Annotated in this window: 21 protein-coding genes and 2 pseudogenes; 20 read left to right on the top strand and 3 right to left on the bottom strand. The window is 69.8% G+C overall.

Annotated elements, in window-relative coordinates; translation table 11 throughout:
- The 5 genes and pseudogenes from D7X74_RS43090 to D7X74_RS23395 form a co-directional block, all read left to right on the top strand.
- Window positions 1-383 (top strand): annotated as a pseudogene (locus D7X74_RS43090) (hypothetical protein); the annotation flags it as partial.
- A gap of 2 nt (window positions 384-385) precedes the next feature.
- Window positions 386-1,045 (top strand): response regulator transcription factor, encoded by a 660-nt coding sequence (locus tag D7X74_RS23410; RefSeq protein WP_199732910.1) that lies wholly within the window; start codon window positions 386-388, stop codon window positions 1,043-1,045.
- 27 nt (window positions 1,046-1,072) lie between these two features.
- On the top strand, window positions 1,073-2,407 hold the full coding sequence (locus D7X74_RS23405) for a pitrilysin family protein (RefSeq protein WP_120535213.1): 1,335 nt from the start codon (window positions 1,073-1,075) through the stop codon (window positions 2,405-2,407).
- A 29-nt stretch (window positions 2,408-2,436) separates the two neighbouring features.
- Complete coding sequence (locus tag D7X74_RS23400) at window positions 2,437-3,927, top strand: insulinase family protein (protein WP_120535212.1); 1,491 nt, start codon at window positions 2,437-2,439, stop codon at window positions 3,925-3,927.
- Between the two features lie 38 nt (window positions 3,928-3,965).
- Complete coding sequence (locus D7X74_RS23395; protein ID WP_120535219.1) at window positions 3,966-4,622, top strand: RluA family pseudouridine synthase; 657 nt, start codon at window positions 3,966-3,968, stop codon at window positions 4,620-4,622.
- Window positions 4,623-4,627: 5 nt separating this feature from the next.
- Here D7X74_RS23395 and D7X74_RS23390 read toward each other — a convergent pair whose 3' ends face one another.
- From D7X74_RS23390 to D7X74_RS23380, 3 genes are read right to left on the bottom strand one after another with little or no spacing between them, the layout of a single operon-like run.
- Window positions 4,628-5,470, bottom strand: coding sequence for a hypothetical protein (locus tag D7X74_RS23390; protein WP_120535211.1), 843 nt, complete (start codon window positions 5,468-5,470; stop codon window positions 4,628-4,630).
- On the bottom strand, window positions 5,467-6,885 hold the full coding sequence (locus D7X74_RS23385; protein ID WP_120535210.1) for a hypothetical protein: 1,419 nt from the start codon (window positions 6,883-6,885) through the stop codon (window positions 5,467-5,469). Before D7X74_RS23385 ends, D7X74_RS23390 begins: the two co-directional genes overlap by 4 nt.
- 45 nt (window positions 6,886-6,930) lie before the next feature.
- Window positions 6,931-7,533 carry a hypothetical protein gene (locus D7X74_RS23380; RefSeq protein ID WP_120535209.1) on the bottom strand — a complete coding sequence of 201 codons (603 nt, stop codon included), beginning with the start codon at window positions 7,531-7,533 and terminating at the stop codon, window positions 6,931-6,933.
- Window positions 7,534-7,770: 237 nt separating this feature from the next.
- Here D7X74_RS23380 and D7X74_RS23375 point away from each other — a divergent pair, with 237 nt between their 5' ends.
- From D7X74_RS23375 to D7X74_RS23310, 15 genes and pseudogenes are all read left to right on the top strand, one after another.
- Window positions 7,771-8,586 (top strand): ABC transporter permease, encoded by an 816-nt coding sequence (locus D7X74_RS23375; RefSeq protein WP_120535208.1) that lies wholly within the window; start codon window positions 7,771-7,773, stop codon window positions 8,584-8,586.
- A gap of 56 nt (window positions 8,587-8,642) precedes the next feature.
- The gene (locus D7X74_RS23370; RefSeq protein WP_120535207.1) at window positions 8,643-9,380 is read left to right on the top strand and encodes an ABC transporter ATP-binding protein; all 738 of its coding nucleotides are present in this window, start codon (window positions 8,643-8,645) and stop codon (window positions 9,378-9,380) included.
- A 95-nt stretch (window positions 9,381-9,475) separates the two neighbouring features.
- Window positions 9,476-11,005: an MlaD family protein gene (locus tag D7X74_RS23365; protein ID WP_120535206.1), complete on the top strand. Its 1,530-nt coding sequence runs from the start codon at window positions 9,476-9,478 to the stop codon at window positions 11,003-11,005.
- A gap of 153 nt (window positions 11,006-11,158) precedes the next feature.
- The gene (locus D7X74_RS23360) at window positions 11,159-12,085 is read left to right on the top strand and encodes a PfkB family carbohydrate kinase (protein WP_120535205.1); all 927 of its coding nucleotides are present in this window, start codon (window positions 11,159-11,161) and stop codon (window positions 12,083-12,085) included.
- A 160-nt stretch (window positions 12,086-12,245) separates the two neighbouring features.
- Complete coding sequence (locus tag D7X74_RS23355; protein WP_120535204.1) at window positions 12,246-12,581, top strand: TIGR02266 family protein; 336 nt, start codon at window positions 12,246-12,248, stop codon at window positions 12,579-12,581.
- A 7-nt stretch (window positions 12,582-12,588) separates the two neighbouring features.
- Entirely contained in the window at window positions 12,589-13,320 is a 732-nt protein-coding gene (locus D7X74_RS23350) for a metallophosphoesterase (protein WP_120535203.1), read from the top strand.
- Window positions 13,321-13,408: 88 nt separating this feature from the next.
- Window positions 13,409-14,101 carry a hypothetical protein gene (locus D7X74_RS23345; protein WP_120535218.1) on the top strand — a complete coding sequence of 231 codons (693 nt, stop codon included), beginning with the start codon at window positions 13,409-13,411 and terminating at the stop codon, window positions 14,099-14,101.
- A gap of 36 nt (window positions 14,102-14,137) precedes the next feature.
- Window positions 14,138-14,980 carry an archaetidylserine decarboxylase gene (asd, locus tag D7X74_RS23340; RefSeq protein ID WP_120535202.1) on the top strand — a complete coding sequence of 281 codons (843 nt, stop codon included), beginning with the start codon at window positions 14,138-14,140 and terminating at the stop codon, window positions 14,978-14,980.
- A gap of 26 nt (window positions 14,981-15,006) precedes the next feature.
- Entirely contained in the window at window positions 15,007-16,272 is a 1,266-nt protein-coding gene (hisS, locus tag D7X74_RS23335; RefSeq protein ID WP_233602216.1) for a histidine--tRNA ligase, read from the top strand.
- A 173-nt stretch (window positions 16,273-16,445) separates the two neighbouring features.
- On the top strand, window positions 16,446-16,856 hold the full coding sequence (locus tag D7X74_RS23330) for a S24/S26 family peptidase (RefSeq protein ID WP_255425939.1): 411 nt from the start codon (window positions 16,446-16,448) through the stop codon (window positions 16,854-16,856).
- Window positions 16,853-17,167, top strand: coding sequence for a PqqD family protein (locus tag D7X74_RS23325; RefSeq protein WP_120535200.1), 315 nt, complete (start codon window positions 16,853-16,855; stop codon window positions 17,165-17,167). Before D7X74_RS23330 ends, D7X74_RS23325 begins: the two co-directional genes overlap by 4 nt.
- Entirely contained in the window at window positions 17,164-17,721 is a 558-nt protein-coding gene (locus tag D7X74_RS23320; RefSeq protein ID WP_120535199.1) for a hypothetical protein, read from the top strand. Before D7X74_RS23325 ends, D7X74_RS23320 begins: the two co-directional genes overlap by 4 nt.
- Window position 17,722: 1 nt before the next feature.
- Window positions 17,723-20,800 (top strand): PQQ-binding-like beta-propeller repeat protein, encoded by a 3,078-nt coding sequence (locus D7X74_RS23315; RefSeq protein WP_233602215.1) that lies wholly within the window; start codon window positions 17,723-17,725, stop codon window positions 20,798-20,800.
- Window positions 20,797-20,967 carry a hypothetical protein gene (locus tag D7X74_RS43085; protein WP_158620462.1) on the top strand — a complete coding sequence of 57 codons (171 nt, stop codon included), beginning with the start codon at window positions 20,797-20,799 and terminating at the stop codon, window positions 20,965-20,967. The genes D7X74_RS23315 and D7X74_RS43085 overlap by 4 nt, the downstream gene beginning before the upstream one ends.
- Window positions 20,964-21,513, top strand: a pseudogene (locus D7X74_RS23310) (hypothetical protein); the annotation flags it as partial. The gene D7X74_RS43085 and the pseudogene D7X74_RS23310, both read left to right, overlap by 4 nt.

Here is a 21,513-nt window from a genome sequence, read left to right as displayed (position 1 = left end):
AGATGTGTATAGGAGACAGTGCCAGCCCCACGCAGCTGCGCCCCATCGCGCCGCCGCCGCCCGCGCCTCCTCCGTCCTCGTCCTCACAGGACCTGGAGGACCAGGAGGATGACGGGGCGGAGGCAAGCGAACCGGCGGTGCCCGCCAAGGCCCAGCGCGCGTTCCTCACGCTGCGCACCAACCTTCCGGCGCGGGTCTACATCGACGGTGCGCGGGTGAGCCGCACCACGCCGCTGGTGAACTTCCCGGTCCGCGTCGGCACGCGCGACATCCGCGTGGTCGCGCTGTCCACGGGCGAGCGCAAGGACTTCCAGCTCCGCTTCTCGCGGGGCCAGCACCAGAAGCTGGAGGAACAATTCCAGCCTCCTCCCACCAGGCGGTGAACGTGGAGCGCACGCGCATCTTCATCGTTGAGGACCAGCCGCAGCTCTTGCGCAACCTGATCAAGGTCCTGAACACCTTCCCCGAACTGGAGCTGGTGGGCACGTCGCAGGACGGCGAGCAGGCCGTGGAGGACATCGTCCGGGAGCGCCCGCAGCTCGTCCTGCTGGACCTGGAGCTGCCGAGCATGCACGGCATCCAGGTGACCCAGAAGGTCAAGCGCCGCGCCCCGGAGGTGGAGATCCTCATCCTCACGTCCTTCGAGGAGGAGCAGAAGGTCTACGAGGCCATCCAGGCCGGCGCGTCCGGCTATCTGGTGAAGCGGGTGGGGCCGGAGAAGATCCGCTCCGCCATCCAGGAGGTCATGGAGGGTGGCACGGTGCTGGAGCCGATCATCGCGCGCCGCTTCTGGAACTACTTCCAGTCCGTCCAGGCGAAGCCCGCCCAGAAGCCCGCGGAGCTGCCCTGGGGGCTGACGCCCCTGGAGCTGGACGTGCTGCGCTACGTGGCCAAGGGCCTGTCCAACGCGGAGGTGGGGCAGGTGATGACGCTGGAGCGCCGGACGGTGCGCACGCACCTGTCGCATATCTACCGGAAGATGGGCGTCAACTCCCATGTGGACGCGGTGGTGAGGGCCCTGCGTGAAGGTGTCGTGGATCTCTAGGCCCGCCGTGGTTACGGTGGGGCACCTATGGCCAAGGCATCCCCGCGGTCCCCCGCGCGCGCGGTGGACCCCATCCTCCACGCCCTCTTCGACGTTCACGAGGCAACGCTGCCCAACGGTCTGAAGGTCCGCCTGCTGGCGAACCATCAGGCCCCGGTGGTGAGCCTCTACACCTTCTTCCAGGTGGGCAGCCGCAACGAGCGGCCCGGCATCACCGGCATCAGCCACCTGTTCGAACACATGATGTTCAACGGGGCGAAGAAGTACGGCCCCAAGATGTTCGACAAGACGCTCGAGTCGAACGGCGGCCGCTCCAACGCGTACACGTCCAACGACATGACGGTGTACTACGACGACTTCTCCGCCGACGCGCTGGAGACGGTGCTCGACCTGGAGTCGGACCGGATGCGCTCGCTGAGCATCTCCGACAAGACCCTGGCCAGCGAACGCGAGGTCGTCAAGGAAGAGCGCCGCGTCCGGGTGGACAATGAGATCCCCGGGATGATGGACGAGGAGCTGGGGACGCTCATCTACAAGGCGCACGCGTACCGCTGGCCCGTCATCGGGTGGATGGCGGACATCGAGAACATCACCCGCGAGGACTGCCAGGAGTACTTCCGCACGTACTACGCGCCCAACAACGCGGTGCTCTACATCTGCGGGGACATCGACCCGAAGAAGACGCTCGCGCTGGTGCGCCGCTACTACGGCGACATCCCGCGCGGACCGTCGCCGCTGCCGGTGATCAACGCGGAGCCGGAGCAGAAGGGCGAACGCCGCGCCGTGGTGCGCCACCCCGCGCAGTCCCCGTCGGTGATGATCGGCTTCCGGGGCCCCTCCGCCAGCCAGGAGGACACGCTGGTGCTGGATGTGGCCCAGTACATCCTCACCAAGGGCGAGGGCAGCCGGCTGGTGAAGTCCCTGGTGTATGACCAGAAGGCCGCCGTGTCGGTGATGCTCGACTGGAGCTGGCGCATCGATCCGGGGACCGTGATGTTCTACCTGGAGCTCAAGCCGGACTCGGATCCGGCGAAGGTGGAGGCCCTGCTGTACGCGGAGCTGGAGAAGCTGGCGCGCGAGGGTGTCACCGAGAAGGAGCTGCAGAAGGCGAAGAACAACCTGCGCGCGGACCACCTGCGCGAGCTGTCCACCAACAGTGGCCGCGGCCACGCCCTGGGCCACTACGAGGCCCTGCTGGGCGACTGGCGCGAGGGCCTGTCCCTGCCGACCTTCTACGCTTCCGTGACGCCGGAGCAGGTGAAGGCCGTCGCCGCGAAGTACTTCGCCCCCGAGCGTCGCTCGGTGGTCACCCTCCAGCCCGAAGCCGGCGCCATCGAGCCCGGCGACGACGCGGACGCTTGAAGCGTCCCGCGAGGAAACCCCTCCCGCGTATGGCCTCCCGAAAAATCGCCTCCGTGAAGAAGACCGTCCGCAAGGCCGCCAAGGCCGTGCGCAAACAGGCCGCCAGCGCCCGCAAGAAGGTCGCCGCGGTCCGCGCCAAGGCCTCCAAGCCCGCCAGGAAGGCGAAGCTCGCCCTGGTGCCCCAGGCCGCGGCCACCGGCGCGCTGAAGCTGCCGGAGCTGCATGAGAGCACCACGTCCACCGGCCTGAAGGTCATCGCCGCGGAACGGGGCCCGCTGCCGCTCATCTCCGTGCGGCTGGTCATGCGCGCGGGCAGCGTGTGGGATCCTCCGGGCAAGGATGGCCTGGCGGACTTCACCGCGCGCTTGATGCGCCGGGGCACCCAGAAGCTGGACGCCGACGCCATCAGCGAGGCCGTGGAGTTCGTGGGCGCCAGCCTCTACGCGGGCGTCAACGAGGACGTGCTGTCCGTCTACCTGACGACGCCCGCGGAGCACTTCTCCGCGATGCTGGACGTCCTGGGGCAGGTGGTGCGCGAGCCCTCGTTCCCGGAGCAGGAGGTGCTGGATGCCCGGGACCGCGTGCTGGCGCAGTTCGCCAACGATCTGGACGACCCGTCCACCATCGCCGACCGCGCCTTCAGCCGCCTGCTCTGGGGAGACCACCCCTACGGGCGCGACCTGGGCGGCATCAAGCGCACCGTGTCCACCTTCACCCGCGACGACGTCGTGCGCTTCCACGCCGAGCGCATGGGCCCGCGCGTGTCGATGCTCACCGTGGTGGGTGCCATCGCGCCGGAGACGGTGGCCGCGGAGGCCGAGCGTGCGTTCGCCGGCTGGACGGGCGGACCGGACGCGCCCGCGGAATTGCCCCGCAAGCAGGAGCCGCTGGCGAAGGCCGGGCAGGTGCTGCTCATCGACAAGCCGGACCAGACGCAGTCCCAGGTGCGCCTGGGTGGCCCGGGCTTCTGGCTGGGCCACGAGGACTACTTCCCGGCCACGGCGATGAACATCGCGCTGGGCGGCGGGTTCACGTCGCGGCTGATGAACGAGATCCGCGTCAACCGCGGCCTCACCTACGGCGTCAGCTCCTACTTCGACACGATGAGCGCGGGCGGCGTGTTCGCGCTGTCCACGTTCACGAAGACGGCCTCCACGCGGGAGATCATCGACGTGGCGCTGGAGGAGATCCACGGCGTGCGCGACGGCGGCCTGAAGCCGCGCGAGCTGAAGGACGCCCAGAGCTACCTGGCCGGCCTGTATCCGCTGCGCACGGAGACCAACGAGTCCGTCGCGTCCGTCATCGCGGATGTCCGCATCCACGGCCTGGGGGACGACTGGGTGGAGAAGTTCCGCGACCGGCTGCGCGCGGTGACGCCGAAGGACGTGGCCCGGGTGGCGAAGAAGTACGCCTTCGCGGACGCGCCCGTCATCGTCGTGCTGGGCAAGGCGTCGGAAGTGAAGCCGCTGCTCGAAGGGCTGGGCCCCATCACCGTGGTGTCGGCGTCGGAGTACGAGTGAGCAGCAGTGCCCGCATCCTCTTCGACGGCGCGGGGGTGATGGTGGTGGACAAGCCGGCCGGGGTGCTCGTCATCCCCGGCCGTGAAGGCGGCCCGTGCCTGCGCGACACGCTGGAGGCGCAGCTGGGCCGCAAGGTGTTCGTGGTGCACCGGTTGGATCGCGACACGTCCGGCGTCCTCGTCTTCGCCCTGGACGCGGCGGTGCACCGCGCGCTCTCCCAGGCCTTTGAAGCGGGCAAGGTGCGCAAGCGCTACCGGGCCCTGGTGGAAGGCCGGCTGGAGACCCCCCAGTGGGTGGACGCGCCGCTGGTGGCGGGCCGCAAGGGCCGCATGCGCGTGGCGCGGCCGGAGGAGCCGGACGCCAAGCCGTCGCGCACGCGGGTGCGTCCGGTGGAGACCTTCGCCAACGTCTCGCTGGTGGAGGCCGAGCCGGTGACGGGGCGCACGCACCAGATTCGCGTGCACCTGCTGGCCCTGGGCCATCCGTTGCTCGTGGACCACCAGTACGGCCGCGAGGCGCCCCTCACGGAGGGGGAGCTGGGAGGGCAGGGGACGCAGGAGGTGCTGACGCGCACGCCGCTGCACGCCGCGCGCGTGGAGTGGCCGGCGCTGCCGGGCGTCGCCGCGGGCGCGGTGGAGGCCCCGCTGCCTCCGGACATGCTGCGGGCGCTGGAGCTGCTGCGCGCGGCCGGGTGACGGCCTTACGGGTGCTTGGTCAACATGAAGCTGTTGGACATGCCGCCCACGCCGTAGCCATCCAGCGCGGAGAGCCACACGGTGCCCTCGGAAGCGTCCACGGTGATGATGGCGGTGCACACGCCGCTGTCGCAGGGGCCGATCTTCGTGGGCGTCACCTTGCCTCGCGAGGACGTCAGCTCCAGGGAGCCCTTGAAGTGCGCGGCCCGGGGGCCCTCGGCGCGCACGGAGATGGTGAAGGACAGGCGGCTCGTGCGCGCGCCTTCGATGGGGTCGAACGTGAAGCCCGTGATGTCGCCTGGAAGGATGGGGTCGTCCGGATGGGGGCCCGCATCCCCGGGCGTCCCCGCGTCGTCCATGGAGCCTGCGTCCACCTCCGCTTCGGACACGCCCGCGTCGAAGGCGATGAGGACCCCCGCGTCCCACTCCTCCTCGGGATCCGTCTCCTTGTCCTTGCCGGGGGGCGTCAGGGTGAGGGCTCCCTCGGCCACCGCCTCCCGCCCGTCATCGAGCCGCAGCTTCACCGTGTGCGCGCCCGAACCCAGGCCCCGGGGCATCGTCACGACGGCGACGCCCTGCGGATCGAACTGCGTCACCACCGCTTCCATCTCATCCACCCAGACGTGGCCCGTCGCCGTCGTGCGGGCGTTCACCTTCTCCTCGCCGTAGTCCACGGAGACGGCGTACTGCGCGTCGAACCGGATGGTGAGCTCCTCGTCCTTCGAGCTGACGAGCAACGTCGCCGGCTCCACCGAGAGGATGGTGGGCTTGGGCAGCGAAGGAGAACTCCCTGAACAGGCCCACGCCAGCACGGCCCACCCCAGCAGCGCGAACGTGGCGCGCCTCACGGAACGAACCTCAGTCCCGCGGACACGGACACGCCACCCAGCTCGGCGCGCAGTAGATCCGTTTCGACGGGGGCGAGCGCGGCTCGCGCCTCCGCGAGGACGCTCCAGCGGCCAAAGCCATACGCACCCTGCACGGACAGGAATCCCATGGTCGCGACTCTGCTCTCATCCACGGCCGTCGGGAAGTCGTCTGAAGTCTGAGATGCATCCACAGACAGTCGATGGCTGAAAGGCAGCACACCCGCGCCTGCTCTGCCGTCCAGCTTGAAGGAGTCATGCTGGAAAAGGGTGACCCGCGCGGACAAAAGCAGGGGAACGCCCCACACGCGCGAATGCACCCCCAGGTCTTCTTGCGGCGCGTCGAACATCGCGTGGCGAAACCCCGCCTCGGCCTCCGCCGCCAGCCGCCCATTCCAGACAGGCAGGGGAACGGAGACCCCCAATGACAGCAGCGGTCCGCCATTGGCTCCGCTCGCGAACGCGGCGCCCCCCAGCAGGAACAACGACAGTCGTTCGCCCGTGCCGCGCGGGGCCAGGGTTTGCGGCGGCGGGGCAGGGGAGGTGGGCGCCGTGAGCTCCACCGTCTCCGGAGGCTTGGGCCGCGCGGGCAGCACGCCGGCCTGGATCCGCGCTGCGTTCGCGGTGGGATCCGCGTCGCGCCAGCGGACCGTGACGGACACGCGCGTGGCCCCTTCGCGGGGATGCACCGTGAAGCGCGCGCGCTCCTTCGAAGGCTCGGCCTTCACCGTGGCGCCCTCCGCGGCGACGTCCAGCTGCGACGGCGGCACCACGCCCTCCGTGCCCGCGAGGATGAGCCAGCCCCCGTCCTCCGGCGACAGCGGATCCGGCGTGAGCGCGGCGACCAGCGGGCGTTCGGCGGGCACCTCCAACGGGGCGCTGCGGTCCGTGGTGAGCGTGCCCCGCGTCGCGAGCACGCGCGCCTCCTTCGCATCCGGAGGCACCTCCACGGGCACCTGCGCGCGGCCCCGTGCGTCCGCCTTCACCGGACCGAAGCGCGCTTCACCGACGGCGACCACCACCTCCGCGCCCGGCGCGGTGGACACGTCCAGCGTCGTGCGTCCCAGGAGGGGAATGTGCACCGGGGTGACTTCCGGGGGCCGGCCATCCTCCACCCAGAAGGCGAGCACCGCCCACAGCGGGTAGCGCACCGGCGGAGGGGTCCAGCGGAAGACGCGCTCCGCGCCGCCCTCCACCCGGGTCGCCTCCCAGGTGCCCGAGGAGGCGGCCGCGCGCACGGGGCCGGCGCCTTTCGGCACCCGCACCCGCACCACCACGGCCGGGTCCTGCCCGAGCACCACGCGCCCGGGCGTCGCCTCCACCTCGGGCGGCTCCGCCCGGGCCACGGCGGCGAGCGACACCCAGAGGAGGACGGCGATGAGGAGCGGCGGACGCATTCGGGAAATCCCGCTTCCCAGTTGACCGCCGCTCCCGCCTTCGGGTCAATCCTCGGCAGGCACGGCGTTGTCCAGCTCCTCATCCGAGGGCAGGATCGCGACCTCGGGCAGCTCCTCGTCCATGGGCACTTCAGCCATGGGCTTGTCCGCCGGGCCCGAGTTCATCTTGGACGGCGGGCTGAAGGCGGGCCGGTCCGCGGGCGCGCCGCCGCCGCGGCCGTGCACCAGCGTCTTGGTGTCGGAGCGGAAGGTGAGGTCCACCTTGTCGCCGCGCACCGCGGTCACCAGGCCGACGCCGAAGGTCGGGTGGTGGATGACCTGATCCACCCGGTAGGTGTCCTTGGGGCTGTACTTGGGCGCGCTGGCGATGTCCTTGCCCGCGAGCTGTTCGTCGAAGGAGATGACCACCTTCTCCGCGCGCGTCGTGCGCGTGGTGCCGCTGGCGGCGCGAGCGGCCTTCGCCGTGGCGGCCTTCGTGGGACGGTCCGTGGTGCCGGGCTTGCCGCGGAACGCGTGTTCCCCGCCGCACGTGTTGCAGCGGACGCGGGCGATCTTCGGACCGACCATCGCGAGGATGGTGTGAGCGAGAGACATCTTGCAGCGGGTGCAGAGGGAATCCACCTCGCCGCCGACCTTCAGGGTAGCCATGCTGTTGTTTCGCTCTGGCCCGGCAACTCCCCGAAAAAAGGGCGCGCCGGGCGTGGAAGGAAAAGGGTCGCGGAACATAACGGCCAGCCCTGGGAGGAGGAAGCCCCATCGCATCCCACCTGTCCGTCACGCACGAGGTCCCCTGCCAACCAGCCATGGCGGTGAGGGTGGGATAACCCGGCGAGGGACTTCGCTTGTGCGCGCGGCGGGGGCACGTAGAGTAGCCAGCCTGAACGCATGACCACCGAGACCCCCAGCAAACCGAACCGCCTGACCGGCGCCTTCGTCCAGTCGGTGGAGGGCTTCGGCAGGGGCCTCATCGACGTCATCGCCACCATTGGCGGCGTGGTCGCCATGGGCCTGGACATCTTCCGCTGGAGCGTCCGGCGCCCCTACCGCCTGAACAACCTGTTCACCCAGCTGGACTTCGTGGGGGTGGGCTCCATCTTCATCGTCGGGCTCACCGGCAGCTTCACCGGCATGGTGTTCGCCCTCCAGACGTCCACCGCCTTCGCCCTGTTCGACGCGGAGAGCCTGGTGGGCCCCACCGTGGCCCTGACGCTCACCCGTGAGCTGTCCGCCGTGTTCGCCGCGCTGATGGTCACCATGCGCGCCGGCTCCGCCATGTGCACGGAGCTGGGCACCATGCGCGTCTCCGAACAGGTGGACGCGCTGGAGACCATGGCCGTCAACCCGGTGCAGTACCTGCTGGTGCCCCGTGTGCTCGCGGGCCTGTTCATGGTCCCCGCGCTCACCATGCTCTTCAACACCACGGGCATGACAGGGGCCTACATCGTCGCGGTGTTCGGCCTGGGCATCTCCCCCGGCACCTTCCTGTCGCGCACCCAGCAGTGGATGGCGCCCTCGGACGTCTACGAGGGCCTCATCAAGGGGGCCATCTTCGGTCTGGCCGTGGCCCTCATCTGCTGCTTCAAGGGCTACAACGCCTCCGGCGGCGCCAAGGGCGTGGGTCAGGCCACCACGGAGGCCATGGTGGCCAGCGCCCTGTCCATCTTCATCCTCGATTTCATCGTCGGCATGATGATGCACTGATGGGCCCGCCGGACTCTCCCTCGGCTCCTCCCGCGTCCACCGGGTCGAAGAAGCCGATGATCGACATCGTGGACCTGCACAAGACCTTCGGTTCCACCAAGGTCCTCACCGGCATCAACCTCACCGTGCCGGCGGGCAGCACCTGCGTCATCCTGGGCGGCTCCGGCTCCGGCAAGACGGTGCTGATGAAGCACATGATCGGCCTGCTCAAGCCCGACAGTGGCAAGGTCATCATCGACGGGGAGGACATCGTCCCCATGAGCGTGCAGGGCCTGCAGCAGGTCCGCCGCAGCTTCGGCATGGTGTTCCAGGCCGCCGCGCTCTTCGACTCCATGACGGTGTTCGAGAACGTCGCCTTCCCCCTGCGCCAGCACACCAGCCTCTCCGAGGACGCCATCCGGGAGAAGGTGCGCAAGCGCCTGGAGCTGATGAGCCTCAAGCCGGAGGTGGAGAACCGCTTCCCCGCGGACCTGTCCGGCGGCATGCGCAAGCGCGTGGGCCTGGCGCGCGCCGTGGTGCTGGACCCGAAGGTCGTCCTCTATGACGAGCCCACCACCGGCCTGGACCCCATCACCACCGACTCCGTGGATGAGATGATCCTCACCGCGCAGAAGGAGCTGGGCGTCACCAGCGTGGTCATCAGCCACGACATCGCCTCCGCCTTCAACGTCGCGGATCAGATTGCCTTCCTCTCCAAGGGCGTCATCGTGGAGAACGGCTCCCCGGAGCAGCTGCGCGAGTCCACGCAGCCCGCCGTCCAGGTGTTCCTGCAGACCTGGTTCGGCAAGAACTAGGGACCGCAAGAATTCCCGTCCCCCATGAAAAGCTGGCACCCGGCATGCAAATCGTTAGAGTCGCGCGCGGCCGGTAGCGCTCGGAGTCACATCAGGTGAAGAAGCTCGTCACGCCCTTCCGTGTGGGCCTGCTGGTCATCGCCGCGGGGGCATTCCTCATCACGTTCGTCTTGTTCGCCACCAAGGGCGGGCTGAGCGACCGGGATTCCACCCAGGTGTGGGCCTATTTCCGGGATGCGTCCGGTCTCGCCGTGCGCGGCCGGGTGCAGATCGCCGGCATCCCGGTGGGTGAAATCAGCGACATCACCCTGGAGGGCACCCGCGCCAAGGTCTGGCTGAAGATCCGCAAGGGCGTGGACGTGCGCCAGGACGCCGCCGTCACCAAGCGCTCGGAGTCGCTCCTGGGCGACTACCTGCTGGACCTGAACCCCGGCACGGAGCAGGCCCCCGCGCTGGAGAACGGCGGGCAGATCCGCCGCGTCATCGACACCCAGGGCGTGGAGGCCGTGTTCGAGTCCCTGTCGCAGATCACCTCCGACATCCAGCAGGTGACGGGCGCGCTGCGCGAGGTGCTGGGCGGGGAGAAGGGCGCCGGCTCCCTGGAGCGCATCGTGGAGAACATGGTCCGCCTGTCGGACTCGGTGGACGCCACGGTGCGCCGCAACACGGACCGCCTGGACACCATCATGGCGAACGTGGAGGGCGTGTCCTCCGATGTGCGCGCCATCACCCAGAGCAACGGCGCGGACGTGGGCCGCATCGTCAACAACGTGGAGATGATCACCAAGGATGTTCGCGAGGTGCTGGGCACCGTCAAGAACATCGTGGGCAGCGGGGAAGGGGAGTTCAAGGAGAGCGTCTCCAGCCTCAAGCAGACCCTGGGCCGGCTGGACAACACGCTCGCCAACCTGGAGGACATCACCCGCAAGGTGAAGGACGGCGAGGGCGCCGCGGGCGCGCTGCTCACCGACGAGCAGCTGGGCCAGCGCGTCAACGAGGCCGTCACCGACATCTCCGACTTCGCCACCCGCCTCACCAACACCCAGACGGAGGTGGGCCTGTTCAGCACCTACCTGGTGTCCCAGGGCGCGTCGAAGAACGGCCTGTCGCTGCGGCTCATCCCCAAGCCGGACAAGTACTACCTGCTGGAGATCATCGACGACCCGCGCGGTTCGGTGAGCACGCAGGTGGTGCAGACCAACCCGCCGTCGGACGGGGACCCGGTCATCCAGACGCAGAAGGTGACCAAGGAGTCCTTCAAGTTCAGCTTCCAGTTCGCCAAGCGCTACTACTTCACCACCCTGCGAGTTGGCCTCATCGAGTCCACGGGCGGTGTGGGCGCGGACCTGCACTTCTTCGACGACGCGCTCACCCTGAAGATGGACGCCTTCAACTTCACCGCGGATGAGCTGAGATACCCGCGCCTGCGCGCCACGCTGCGCGCCCAGGCGTTCGACCACCTGTTCGTGGTGGCGGGCATGGACGACATCATCAACGCCCAGCAGCGCGACACGGCCACCAAGCGCCTGATCGCCGGCCGCGACTTCTTCTTCGGCGCCGGCTTCTTCTTCACCGACGACGACCTGAAGTCCCTCATCGTCACCACGGGCATCCCCGCGCTCTAGGCACGGGGGCGCCTTCCGGGCCCCCGGGTGTCCCTTGTCCCCTTGACCTTGCGGGGCAGGTGTCGTACCCGGCACGGGCACGGGGTTTCCCTTCACGAAGCGCCGTGCCCTGACGCAAGCGGTTCGCGCCCGGTCACTCCCCAGGAAGCCCGCATGTCCCTTCTCGTCGTCGGTTCAATCGCGCTGGACTCGCTGGAAACGCCCTTCGGCAAGAAGGATGACGTGCTCGGCGGTTCGGCCACCTACTTCTCCACCACCGCGTCCTTCTTCGGGCCGGTGCAGCTGGTGGCGGTGGTGGGCGAGGACTTCCCGGAGGCCCACCTCCAGTTCCTGCGCGGGCGCGGCATCGACCTGGAGGGGCTCACCCGCGAGGCCGGCCGCACCTTCCGCTGGAAGGGCAAGTACGGCTGGGAGCTCAACGAGGCGCAGACGCTGGACACCCAGCTGAACGTCTTCGAGTCCTTCTCGCCCAACCTGCCGCAGGCGTACCGGGAGACCCCCTACGTCTTCCTGGGCAACATCCACCCGGAGCTCCAGTCGCGCGTGCTGGACCAGGTGAAGGCGCCCAAGCTGGTGGCCGCCGACACGATGAACTTCTGGATCCAGGGCAGCCGCCCCGCGCTCCTGAAGACGCTCCAGCGCGTGAACCTGCTCTTCATCAACGACGCGGAGGCGCGCCAGCTGTCCGGCGAGCACAACGTCGTGAAGGCCGCCCGCGCCATCCTGGCCATGGGCCCCTCGCGCGTGGTCATCAAGCGCGGCGAGCACGGCGCGCTGCTCTTCGACCAGGACCACATCTTCGCCTGCCCGGCGTTCCCCCTGTCGGAGGTGTTCGACCCCACCGGCGCGGGTGACACCTTCGCCGGCGGCTTCATGGGCACCCTGGCGTCCGCGTCCTACGACAAGGTGGACGGGCAGCTGCTGCGCAAGGCCATGGTCATGGGCAGCGTGATGGCCTCCTTCACCGTGGAGAAGTTCAGCCTGGAGCGCCTGCGCGAGGTGAAGCGCCCGGAGATCCACGCCCGCTTCGCCGAGTTCAAGAAGCTCACCCACTTCGACGACCTGGGCCCCCTGGGCTGAAGCCAAGCGACCAGGAAGGGCGGGCGACTCGGTGTGGAACTTGACGGGCCGCTCCCACCTTCCCTAGGCTCGCCTGAACGCAGTGGATGAATAAATCCGGCATGGCCACCCTTTTTCAGCCCGACCGTGGGTGGAGAGGCCCCTGCCGGGAGGTCACGGGTTGAGCGAAAACCGAAAGTACGCGCGGGTTGGCACCCACCTGCGCTGCTGGTGCGAGGGTGAGAACGTGACCCTGTATGCGCGCATCGCCAACCTGAGCGAGGGCGGACTCTTCCTGAGGACGAGCACGCCCCTGGCGAAGGGTTCGCGGGCGCAGGTGCGGCTGTCGCAGGAGACGGACGCGGCGTTGCATGCCGAGGCGACCGTCGTGTGGTTGCGCGGAGGCGAGCAGCCTGTCGGGCGGCCTCCGGGCATGGGCTTGAGATTCGAAGCGTTGGACGCGAACGCGCTGGCGAGCCTGCGGCGCATCATCTCCCAGCAGCAGACCTCCCCATAGGCTCCCCATGCGCATCGCCGTCATCTCCGACATCCACTCCAACATCGAGGCCCTCACGGAAGTCCTGAGGGTGGCGGAGCACCAGAAGGTGGACCGCTTCGTGTCGCTGGGGGACATCGTCGGCTACGGGGCGTCGCCCAACCCGTGCTGCGAGCTGGTGCGCTCGGTGGCGGAGATCACGCTGCTGGGCAACCACGACGCCGCGGTCGCCGGCCGGATGGACTACTCGTACTACTACGACGCCGCCCGGCACGCGCTCGACTGGAGCGCCAACGTCCTCTCCGACGAGAACCTGGCCTGGCTGCGCAGCCTTCCGTACACGTACCGGATTGGAGAGGTGGGCTTCTGCCACGGCTCGCCCATCGATCCGAAGGCGTACGAGTACATCTTCGCGCTGGAGCAGGCGCGGGAGCTGACGCCGTACGTGGCGGAGCTGCCGGAAGTGACGTTCATCGGCCACAGCCACCTGTGCCGGGCGTTCGCCATTGGCAACGGTGAGGTGAACGACGTGGTGGCCCAGAAGTTCGTGCTGCGCAAGGGCTACAAGTACATCGTCTCCGTGGGCAGCGTGGGGCAGCCGCGCGACTACGACAACCGGGCCTGCTTCGTCATCTGCGACACGGACGCGCGCACGGTGGAGTACCTGCGCGTGGAGTACGACATCGAGACGTCCGCGCAGAAGATCTTCGACGCGGACCTCGCGCTGAACTTCGGCAAGCGGCTGTTCCTGGGCGTCTGAGGGCCTGACGCCCCCGGTGCGGAAAAGCGGCGCAACCGGGCGGAAGGTGGCATAAACCGGGGCCGTGCGTCCCCAGGTCCTCCGTCCGATGCGGCCCGTCAAGGGCCTTGGCCTCGCCGTCCTCGTCCTCCTCGTGCTCGGTGCGTCCGGGTGCCGTCGCGCTCCGGCGCCGCCGTCACCCGAATACGAGCAGGCCACGAAGCGCTGGAGTTCGCTGTACGCGCAGAAGCTGGACGGCGCGTACCTGGATCCGGCGACGGGGGAGATTGAAGCGCTGCTGCAGCGCGTGCCCGCCGACAGCGTGGACTCCGTCGCGGCGCAGGACCTGCTGCGCCGCATCGACGAGGGCCGCACGCGGATGATGGCGGCCGCGGCGGAGCAGCAGCGCGCGGTGGAGAGCGCCCAGGCGCTGCCCACCTCCGACCCGTCCCAGACGGGCATCGCGCAGCCGGAGGCCCTCCCGTCCGAGGCGCCGGTGGACGCGGGGCTGGGGGATGCGGGGATGGTCGGTCCCCAGGTGGGCACGCCGGCCTCCGAGCTGGTGGCCGGCTTCCGGGGCTGCTTCCAGCGCGCCATGCCCGTCCAGGTGGAAGGGCGGGGGATGCGGGAGGGCTGGAAGCTGAGCGACCGGGCGTCCTGCCGGCTGGAGTTCCCCAGCCATGCGGACACGATGGTGTTGATTGAAGACGGCCGCGTGCTGGCGCTGTTACCCACCAGCGAGATGCGCACCGTGCAGCGGTACGCGGATGGCGGCGTGGTGTCCTCCGACGCCGGCCGTTGAAACCCCCTTTTTCCCTTTCGTGACTGACGACCTTCGATGAACGAACAGACCTTCATGAAGTTGATGCGTGTGCTGCCCAAGTCGGCGGTGTCCTCCGCGGTGGGCCTGGCCACGCGCCTGCCCGCGCCGGCGCCGGTGCACCACTGGGCCATGCGCGCCTTCGCCAAGGCGTACAACGTGGACATGGCGGAGGCCGAGCACGCCTTCGAGAACTACCCCACTTTCGCCCAGTTCTTCACCCGCGGCCTCAAGCCGGGCCTGCGCCCGGTGGACGGGGGCAAGAACGTCGTCGTGTCGCCGGTGGATGGTCGGGTGTCCCAGGTGGGCTACTCGGACAACGGCCGGTGCCTGCAGGCCAAGGGCATCGAGTACACGGTGGACGAGCTCTTGGGGGACGCGCAGGCCGCGAAGCCCTTCCACGGCGGCGCCTGGACGACGCTGTACCTGTCGCCCCGCGACTACCACCGCATCCACGCGCCGCTGGGCGGCACCATCACCGGGTACGCGTACATCCCGGGTGAGTTCTGGCCGGTGAACCCCGCGTCGGTGAAGAACAAGCAGTCGCTGTTCTGCGTGAACGAGCGGCTGGTGACGTACCTGGACACGCCCGCCGGCAAGGTGGCGGTGGTGAAGGTGGGCGCCACGTGCGTGTCGCGCATCAAGGCGTCCTACGAGGACATCACCACCCACATTGGCCAGCCGGGCAAGGTGCACCGCTACGGCGCGGGCATCCCGGTGGAGAAGGGTGGGGAGCTGGGTCGCTTCGAGATGGGCTCCACCGTCATCCTCTGTTTCGAACCGAAGCGGGTACGCTGGGACGAAAGCCTCCAGCCGGAAGCGGTGGTGCGCATGGGCACGCGCATCGGGGAGATCGTGTGAGTCAGAAGATCAACGGCGTGAAGGGGATGAACGACCTTCTGCCTGGCGAGATTGAAGTCTGGCAGTTCGTGGAAGGCACCGCGCGCACGCTGTTCGGCCGCTTCGGCTACGGCGAGGTGCGCACGCCCATGGTGGAGGACACCGCCCTCTTCGTGCGCAGCGTGGGCGAGGAGACGGACATCGTCGGCAAGGAGATGTACACCTTCGAGGACAAGGGCGGCCGCAGCCTGTCCCTGCGTCCGGAGGGCACCGCGCCCGCGGCGAGAGCGTACATCGAGCACTCGGTGAGCAACGCGGAGCCGGTGTCGCGCTGGTTCTACATGGGGCCCATGTTCCGCTACGAGCGGATGAAGACGGGCCGCTACCGCCAGTTCTCCCAGATTGGCGCGGAGGCGTACGGCGCGAAGGAGCCCGCGCAGGACGTGGAGCTGATGGACATGGTGGTGCAGTTCCTGGAGGCGCTGGGCCTCAAGGACGTCACCCTGAACATCAACTCGCTGGGCGACGAGACGTGCCGGCCCGCGTACCACGCGAAGCTGGTGGAGTACCTCAACGCGCACCGGGAAGAGCTGTGCGCGGACTGCCAGCAGCGGCTGGAGCGCAACCCGCTGCGCGTGCTCGACTGCAAGAACGAGAAGTGCCAGGCGGTGGCTGGAGCCGGGCCCAACGTCCTGGAGTTCCTGTGCGAGCCGTGCCGCGCGCACTTCGGCGACCTGCAGCGCAAGCTTACCCAGCTGGGCATCCGCTACGTGGTGAACCACCGGCTGGTGCGCGGCCTGGACTACTACACGCGCACCGTCTTCGAGTTCATCGCGTCGCACCCCGCGCTGGGCACCGCCAGCACCGTGGGCGGCGGCGGGCGCTACGACAAGATGATGAAGGGCCTGGGCGGGCCGGACGTGCCCGCCGTGGGCTTCGCCATGGGCCTGGACCGGCTGGTGCTCCTGCTCAAGGAGGGTGGCAAGACGTTCACCGCCCAGCCGGACCTGTTCATCGTCGCGGCGGACGTGGACGCGGCCTGCCAGGACGCGGCGCTGGCGCTGACCAGCCGCCTGCGCCGCGAGGGCTTCTACGTGGAGTTCGACACGCGTGGCGGCAGCCTCAAGAGCCAGATGAAGCGCGCGGACAAGTCCGGCGCCCGCTTCTCCCTGGTGCTGGGCGGCGACGAGCTGCGCAGCGGGCAGGCGAAGCTCAAGCCGATGGCGGGCGGAGACCTGGTGCCGGTGGCCCTGGACAACGTGGGCAAGACGCTGCGCGCCCAGCCGGCCGCAGCTCCCGCGCCCCAGGGATGATCCGCCGCTGATCCTCCGATCCGGTCCGCCGGGTCGGAGGGCAGGCGGCCGGCCCGTCTTCCCTGAAAATCCCGGAGTAAAGGTGTTAAGCATCGTAAGTCCTGGGAATCGCTGGGAGATTGAGGCTCCAGAGATTCGCGAGCGTTGAGAGGCTGGGGTAGATTCGGTCTCCGATGGCGAGCGTCCCCCGCACCGCATCCGTGATCGATGGCCCGCGCTGGATCCCCGTGGATGGGGACAGCATGTGGCCGTCGTTGCGTGCGGGTGACGTGGCGGAGGTGGAGCCGCTGGTGGAGGCCCCGCGTCCGGGCGAGGTGGTACTGGCGCGCTTCGAGTCCTCGCTGGTGCTGCACCGGGTGCGCTGGTGTGACGGCGACGTGTGCGCGCTGCGCGGGGACAATGGCGGGGGCGAAGATCCGCCGCTGCCTGTCTTCCGTATCCTGGGGAAGGCGCGGCGGGTGCGCCGTGGGGGCGCGGTGCTGGAGATGGAGCGCTGGGACGTAGGCCCCCGCCTGCTGGGCCGGTGGCGCGCGACGGTGAAGCGTCGGCTGGCCACGTGGCTGGGAAGGACGGGCCGCCCATGAGCTTCGCGGAAGCCAGCGTTCCCCGCCGCCGCGCGGGTGCTTCGGGCGAGTGGTTCGGGGCGGACTTCCTCGTGCTGGACGCGGAGGGGCGCACCCTGCGCGGACTCAACGCGACGGCGGCGCGCATCTGGGCCTTGTGTGACGGCCAGCGCACGGTCCGGGCGGTGGCCGAGGCGGTGGCGCAAGAGTCTTCAACCGACGTGGGTCCGGTGTTGGCCGACACGCTGCGCTTCCTCACGGAATTGCAGCGGCGGGGACTGGTGGATGAAGTGCGCGCGCCGGCCGGTGCCGCGCCTCGGGAGGTTCGATGATGCGTGCGCTCGTGGCGGTGCTGGCGGGTGCGGTGGTGCTGTCTGCGTGCTCGGAGGGGGTGTCCCCCCGTCCGCCTCCGGCCGTGACGCCGGGGCAGGGGAGCGACAGCGCCGGGCCGCTGGATCCGACGGACGTGCTGGCCGGGGGCGGAAGCGTGGCCCGGCCTCCGCCCGAAGCGCAGGGGGACCCCGTGGCGGGGGAGCAAGTGCCTCCCGTGGAAGCGCAGCCGCCGTCCGGAAGCGCGCGGGTGGTGGGCGCGGCGTCCGGGCCGGTGGGCCTGTCCCAGGTGGATCAGGTGGACGTGGACTTCGTGGTCCGGGGCGTCCGGGGCAGGGGCCAGGTGGACGTGGAGTTCATCACGCCCACCGGGCGGCCGTACGAGAAGCAGGGCCAGACGGTGGAGGCGCCGCCGGAGGAGTCCCGCACGCTGCGCTTCTCGCTGCCGGTGGCGGGCACGCAGGTGACCGCGTCGCGGATGACGGGCACGTGGCAGGCGCGTTTCTTCCTGGATGGCGTGCTGCTCGCCACCACCCCCTTCACCCTGGAGCCGTGACGTGAGCGCCGCCATGAACCTGCGAACCCTCACGCTCCTCGCCGGCGTGCTGCTGCCCGTGGTGGGCTTCTCCCAGACCTGGACCGCCCGGATGGTGCCGTCCGCGGGAGAGACCGTCGCGCGGGTGGTGATGGACGAAGCGTCCGAGCTCGTCGTGGAGGTGACGAACACGGCCACGTCTGCGTATGACAACTCCCGGCTGTCGGAGGTGTCCTTCGTCCTGCCGGATGGCTACCAGTTCCTGGGCGGCCTCCCCGCGGCGGAGACGCCGGATTGGAAGATTGAATACTTCGACGCGCCTTCGCGGCGGCTCACGTTCCAGTCCAGCGTGGGGTGCTCGGATGACGCGGAGCGGGGGCTGGCGCGGGGGCAGAGCGCCCGCTTCGTGCTGAGCGTGGTGGCCCCCCTGGACCGCGCGAACGACAAGGCCAATGAGCGCCTGATGGCGGGCACCTACGGCCGCGACCAGTGCGATGGCACGAACTACACCATCAACCTGGCCACCTATTCGTGGACGCGCTCCAGCCTGTCGTCCACGGTGACGATGACGCCTCGCGGGGTGGCGGCCAACGGGAACGCCGTGGCCCGCGTCGTCGTGGAGAACCGCACCAACGCGAACACCGGGACGCTCACGGTGGACAACCCCACGTCCACGAGCGCCGTGCCGCTCACGACCGTGGGGACCGAAGCGCCGTTCAACAAGACGGTGCCGCTCCGGGGCGCCGGCGTCTTCGTGATCAACGTGCGGCCGACCGCGGCCGGCACGGTGGCGGCGCGGGTCCGCGCGCGAGCGACCGCGGGCACCGTCACCGCGCCGCTGGCGGATTCGCCGATGGTGGACGTGGGCGCCTTCGTGGCGGCGGCGGACATGGACGTGGTGGATGCGTTCGCCGACGAGCAGGTGACGCTGCGGCTCACGGTGCTCAACACCTCCACCGCGAACACGTACGCGAACGTGCACCCGCGCGCGCCCGTGCTGGTGGGCAACGCGACCGCGACGCTCGTGTCCGGGCCTTCGCCGGAGACGGTGGCGCAACTGGCCCCGGGGGCCTCCGCGCAGTTCACGTGGCGCTACCAGGTGTCCGGCGCGCCCGGCGCAAGCTACCAGTTCCAGGTGCGGGCGGACGCGACGCTCAACGGCGCGCCGGTGGTGAGCGACCTGGTCACGACCGCGCGCAAGGGGCGCATCGTCCTGCAGCGCGTGCGGCTGAGCCAGGAGGCGGTGTCCACCGCGGCGACGAACGTCACGGTCGCGTACACGGTGCAGAACCGCGGCCCGCTGCCCCTCATCGAGGTGAAGCTGTTCAAGCCGGCGGTGAACTTCTTCGCCGTCGCCGCGTCCGGGCCGCAGCCCGTGAACGACTGGACCCTCTACTACGACAACGCGTACTACCTCTGGGAGTCGAACTCCGGCGAGGGCATTCCCCCGGGCGGCGAGCTCACCTTCCGCGTCACGTATTCGGGCTTCAGCGCCGTCACCGGGGACACGGTGTTCCGCCACCGCCTGGAGCTGAACCAGGGCTACAACGATCCTCGCATCCACGTGAACGCGTGGATGACGCTGCTCGCGGTGACGAGCGCGCCGGATGTCCAGCGCGTCACCGGCGTGGCGCGCGACGGCAGCGTGACGCTGACGTGGGACAACCCCTTCAACCACGGCGGCACCCTGGTGCTGCGCGCGCAGGGGACGGCGCCCCCCAACGCCGCGCCCGTCAGCGGCGTTCAGTACGCGGTGGGCGACGTGCTGGGCAACGCGACGGTGGTGTACTCGGACGAGTTCAGCTCCGCCTCCAGCTTCACGGACACCTCCGTCACCAACGGCACGACGTATGTCTACCGCGTGTTCAACGCGGACGACGCGCGCCGCTACGGACCGGGCACGCAGCCCACCTCGCTGGGCCTGCTGGCCACGCCGCGCGCTCGGACGGCGGGGCAGCCGCTGTGGTGCTACTCGGTGGGGCTGGCCTCGAAGTTCCAGCCCGTCACCGCGCTGGGCGAGGGCATCTTCAGCTCCTTCAACGATTCGGTGGTGGGCAACCTCACCAGCGTGGCCAACCCGGCCGAGGACGGCGCGGAGCGCTTCCGGCCGGTGAAGCTGTCGGGCGCGGTCGGCAGCCGCTTCCCGGTGGTTCCGCTGCTGGGCCGGCCGGGGCAGCAGTTCCTCGTCGTGGGCGACCAGGCCGGTGTCCCGGCGGTGATCAACGCGGCCACAGGCGAGTTCCTGTGGCGCAACACCACGATTGGCCTGGGCAACATCAGCTCGTTCCCCGTCACCCAGTTGCTGGACTACGCGAACCCGGCGTACCGGGCGATGTACTCCAACGTGGATCTGGCCATCTTCGCGACGCGCCTGTCCTCCGCCACGCAGAACCAGGTCGTTGCGCTGAACGCGGCCACGGGCGCGTTCATCTGGCGCTACCGGCCCGGGGACCTGGGGATGATCAGCGGCGGCATGCTGGTGGACTACACGACGAACAAGCTCTACGTCGGGACGAAGACGGGCGTGGGCAGCACGAGCACCCTGCGCATCCTCAACAGCCTCACCGGCCAGGAGCTGGGCCGGCGGGCGCTGGGGGACCTGGAGTACGGCGTGGTGCGCAACCCCGCGTCCAACCAGATCCTCGTCACCGCCCAGGACGGCATGGTGTACGGGCTGGATCCGGCCACGCTCGCGACCGTGTGGTCGGTGTCGCTCGTCACGCAGCCGACGGCCGCCGCGTTCACCCACTTCGTGCGCCCGCTGGGCCGGGGCTTCGTGGCCAGCCTCTCCAACGGCACCCTCCAGCGCTGGGAGGTGGATGCGAACAACGTCCCCGTGTGGAAGTGGACGACGACGACGCCCATCACGAAGCCGTCCGGCACCTTCGCCCTCAACGTGAGTGGCGTGGCGCGCATCTACGTCGGCAGCTCCGACGGCAAGGTGCACCAACTGGATGCGGAGACGGGTGTCGATACAGGGCAGGTGTCCATCGGATCCGCCCAGGAGATCGGCACGCCCACCATCGACCATACCGTGGGCCGGCTGCACGTCGGCTCGGCGGATGGTCGCATCTGCGCGTTCCCGGTGCCCTTCCCATGAGCGCTCGACCTCCGCAGCAGCCCGCGGTCAAACCGACCGCGTCGAAGCCCGCGCCGGCCGCGCCGGCCGTGTACGTGCCGCCCGCCATCCTGTGGGAGCAGCCCTTCGTCGCGCTGGCGCAGATCTCCGCCTGCAACATCCCCGGTGAATCGGAGTGCGTGCCGTGAGCGGTGGGGGCCCGTCGTCGGGTCCCCGTGATGCCGCGCTCCGGGTCACCCTCGCCGGGTGGACGGTGGCGCTGGAGATGGAGGACGGCGCGCTCGCCGCGACGCTGGGGCGCGTGTTCAGCGCGTTCCTGGCGCCGGCCGCAGGGACCTCCTCCGATGCCCGGCTCGTGCTGCGGGCCCCTTCGATTTCGCGACCTCCGCCCGCCGTTCGGGAGCTGCCCCGGCTGGAGCCCGGCGCTTCGGGGACGCTGCGGGTGGAGGGGGAGGACTACGCGGCGGTGCTGTCCGGGGACCGGACCCACGCGGACGTCACCGGGGCCGGACGCTTCCCGGTGGAGACGGTGCTCAAGGTGATGCTCGCCTCGGCGCTGGCGAAGCGCGGAGGACTGCTCATCCACGGCGTGGGACTGGCCTTGGGCGAGCGGGCGGCGTTGTTCGTGGGTGCTTCCGGCGCGGGCAAGAGCACCCTGGGCGGGTTGTGGCACGACGCCGGGGGCATGGTACTCGCGGATGAGCTGGTGGCGGTGTGGCCGGAGGGCGGTGGGG

The organism is Corallococcus sp. CA047B (genome assembly GCF_003612065.1).
In the GTDB taxonomy this organism is placed as follows: Bacteria; Myxococcota; Myxococcia; order Myxococcales; family Myxococcaceae; genus Corallococcus; species Corallococcus praedator.
Note: the sequence above shows the minus strand (reverse complement) of the source record. Positions and strands in the feature narration are given on the sequence as shown.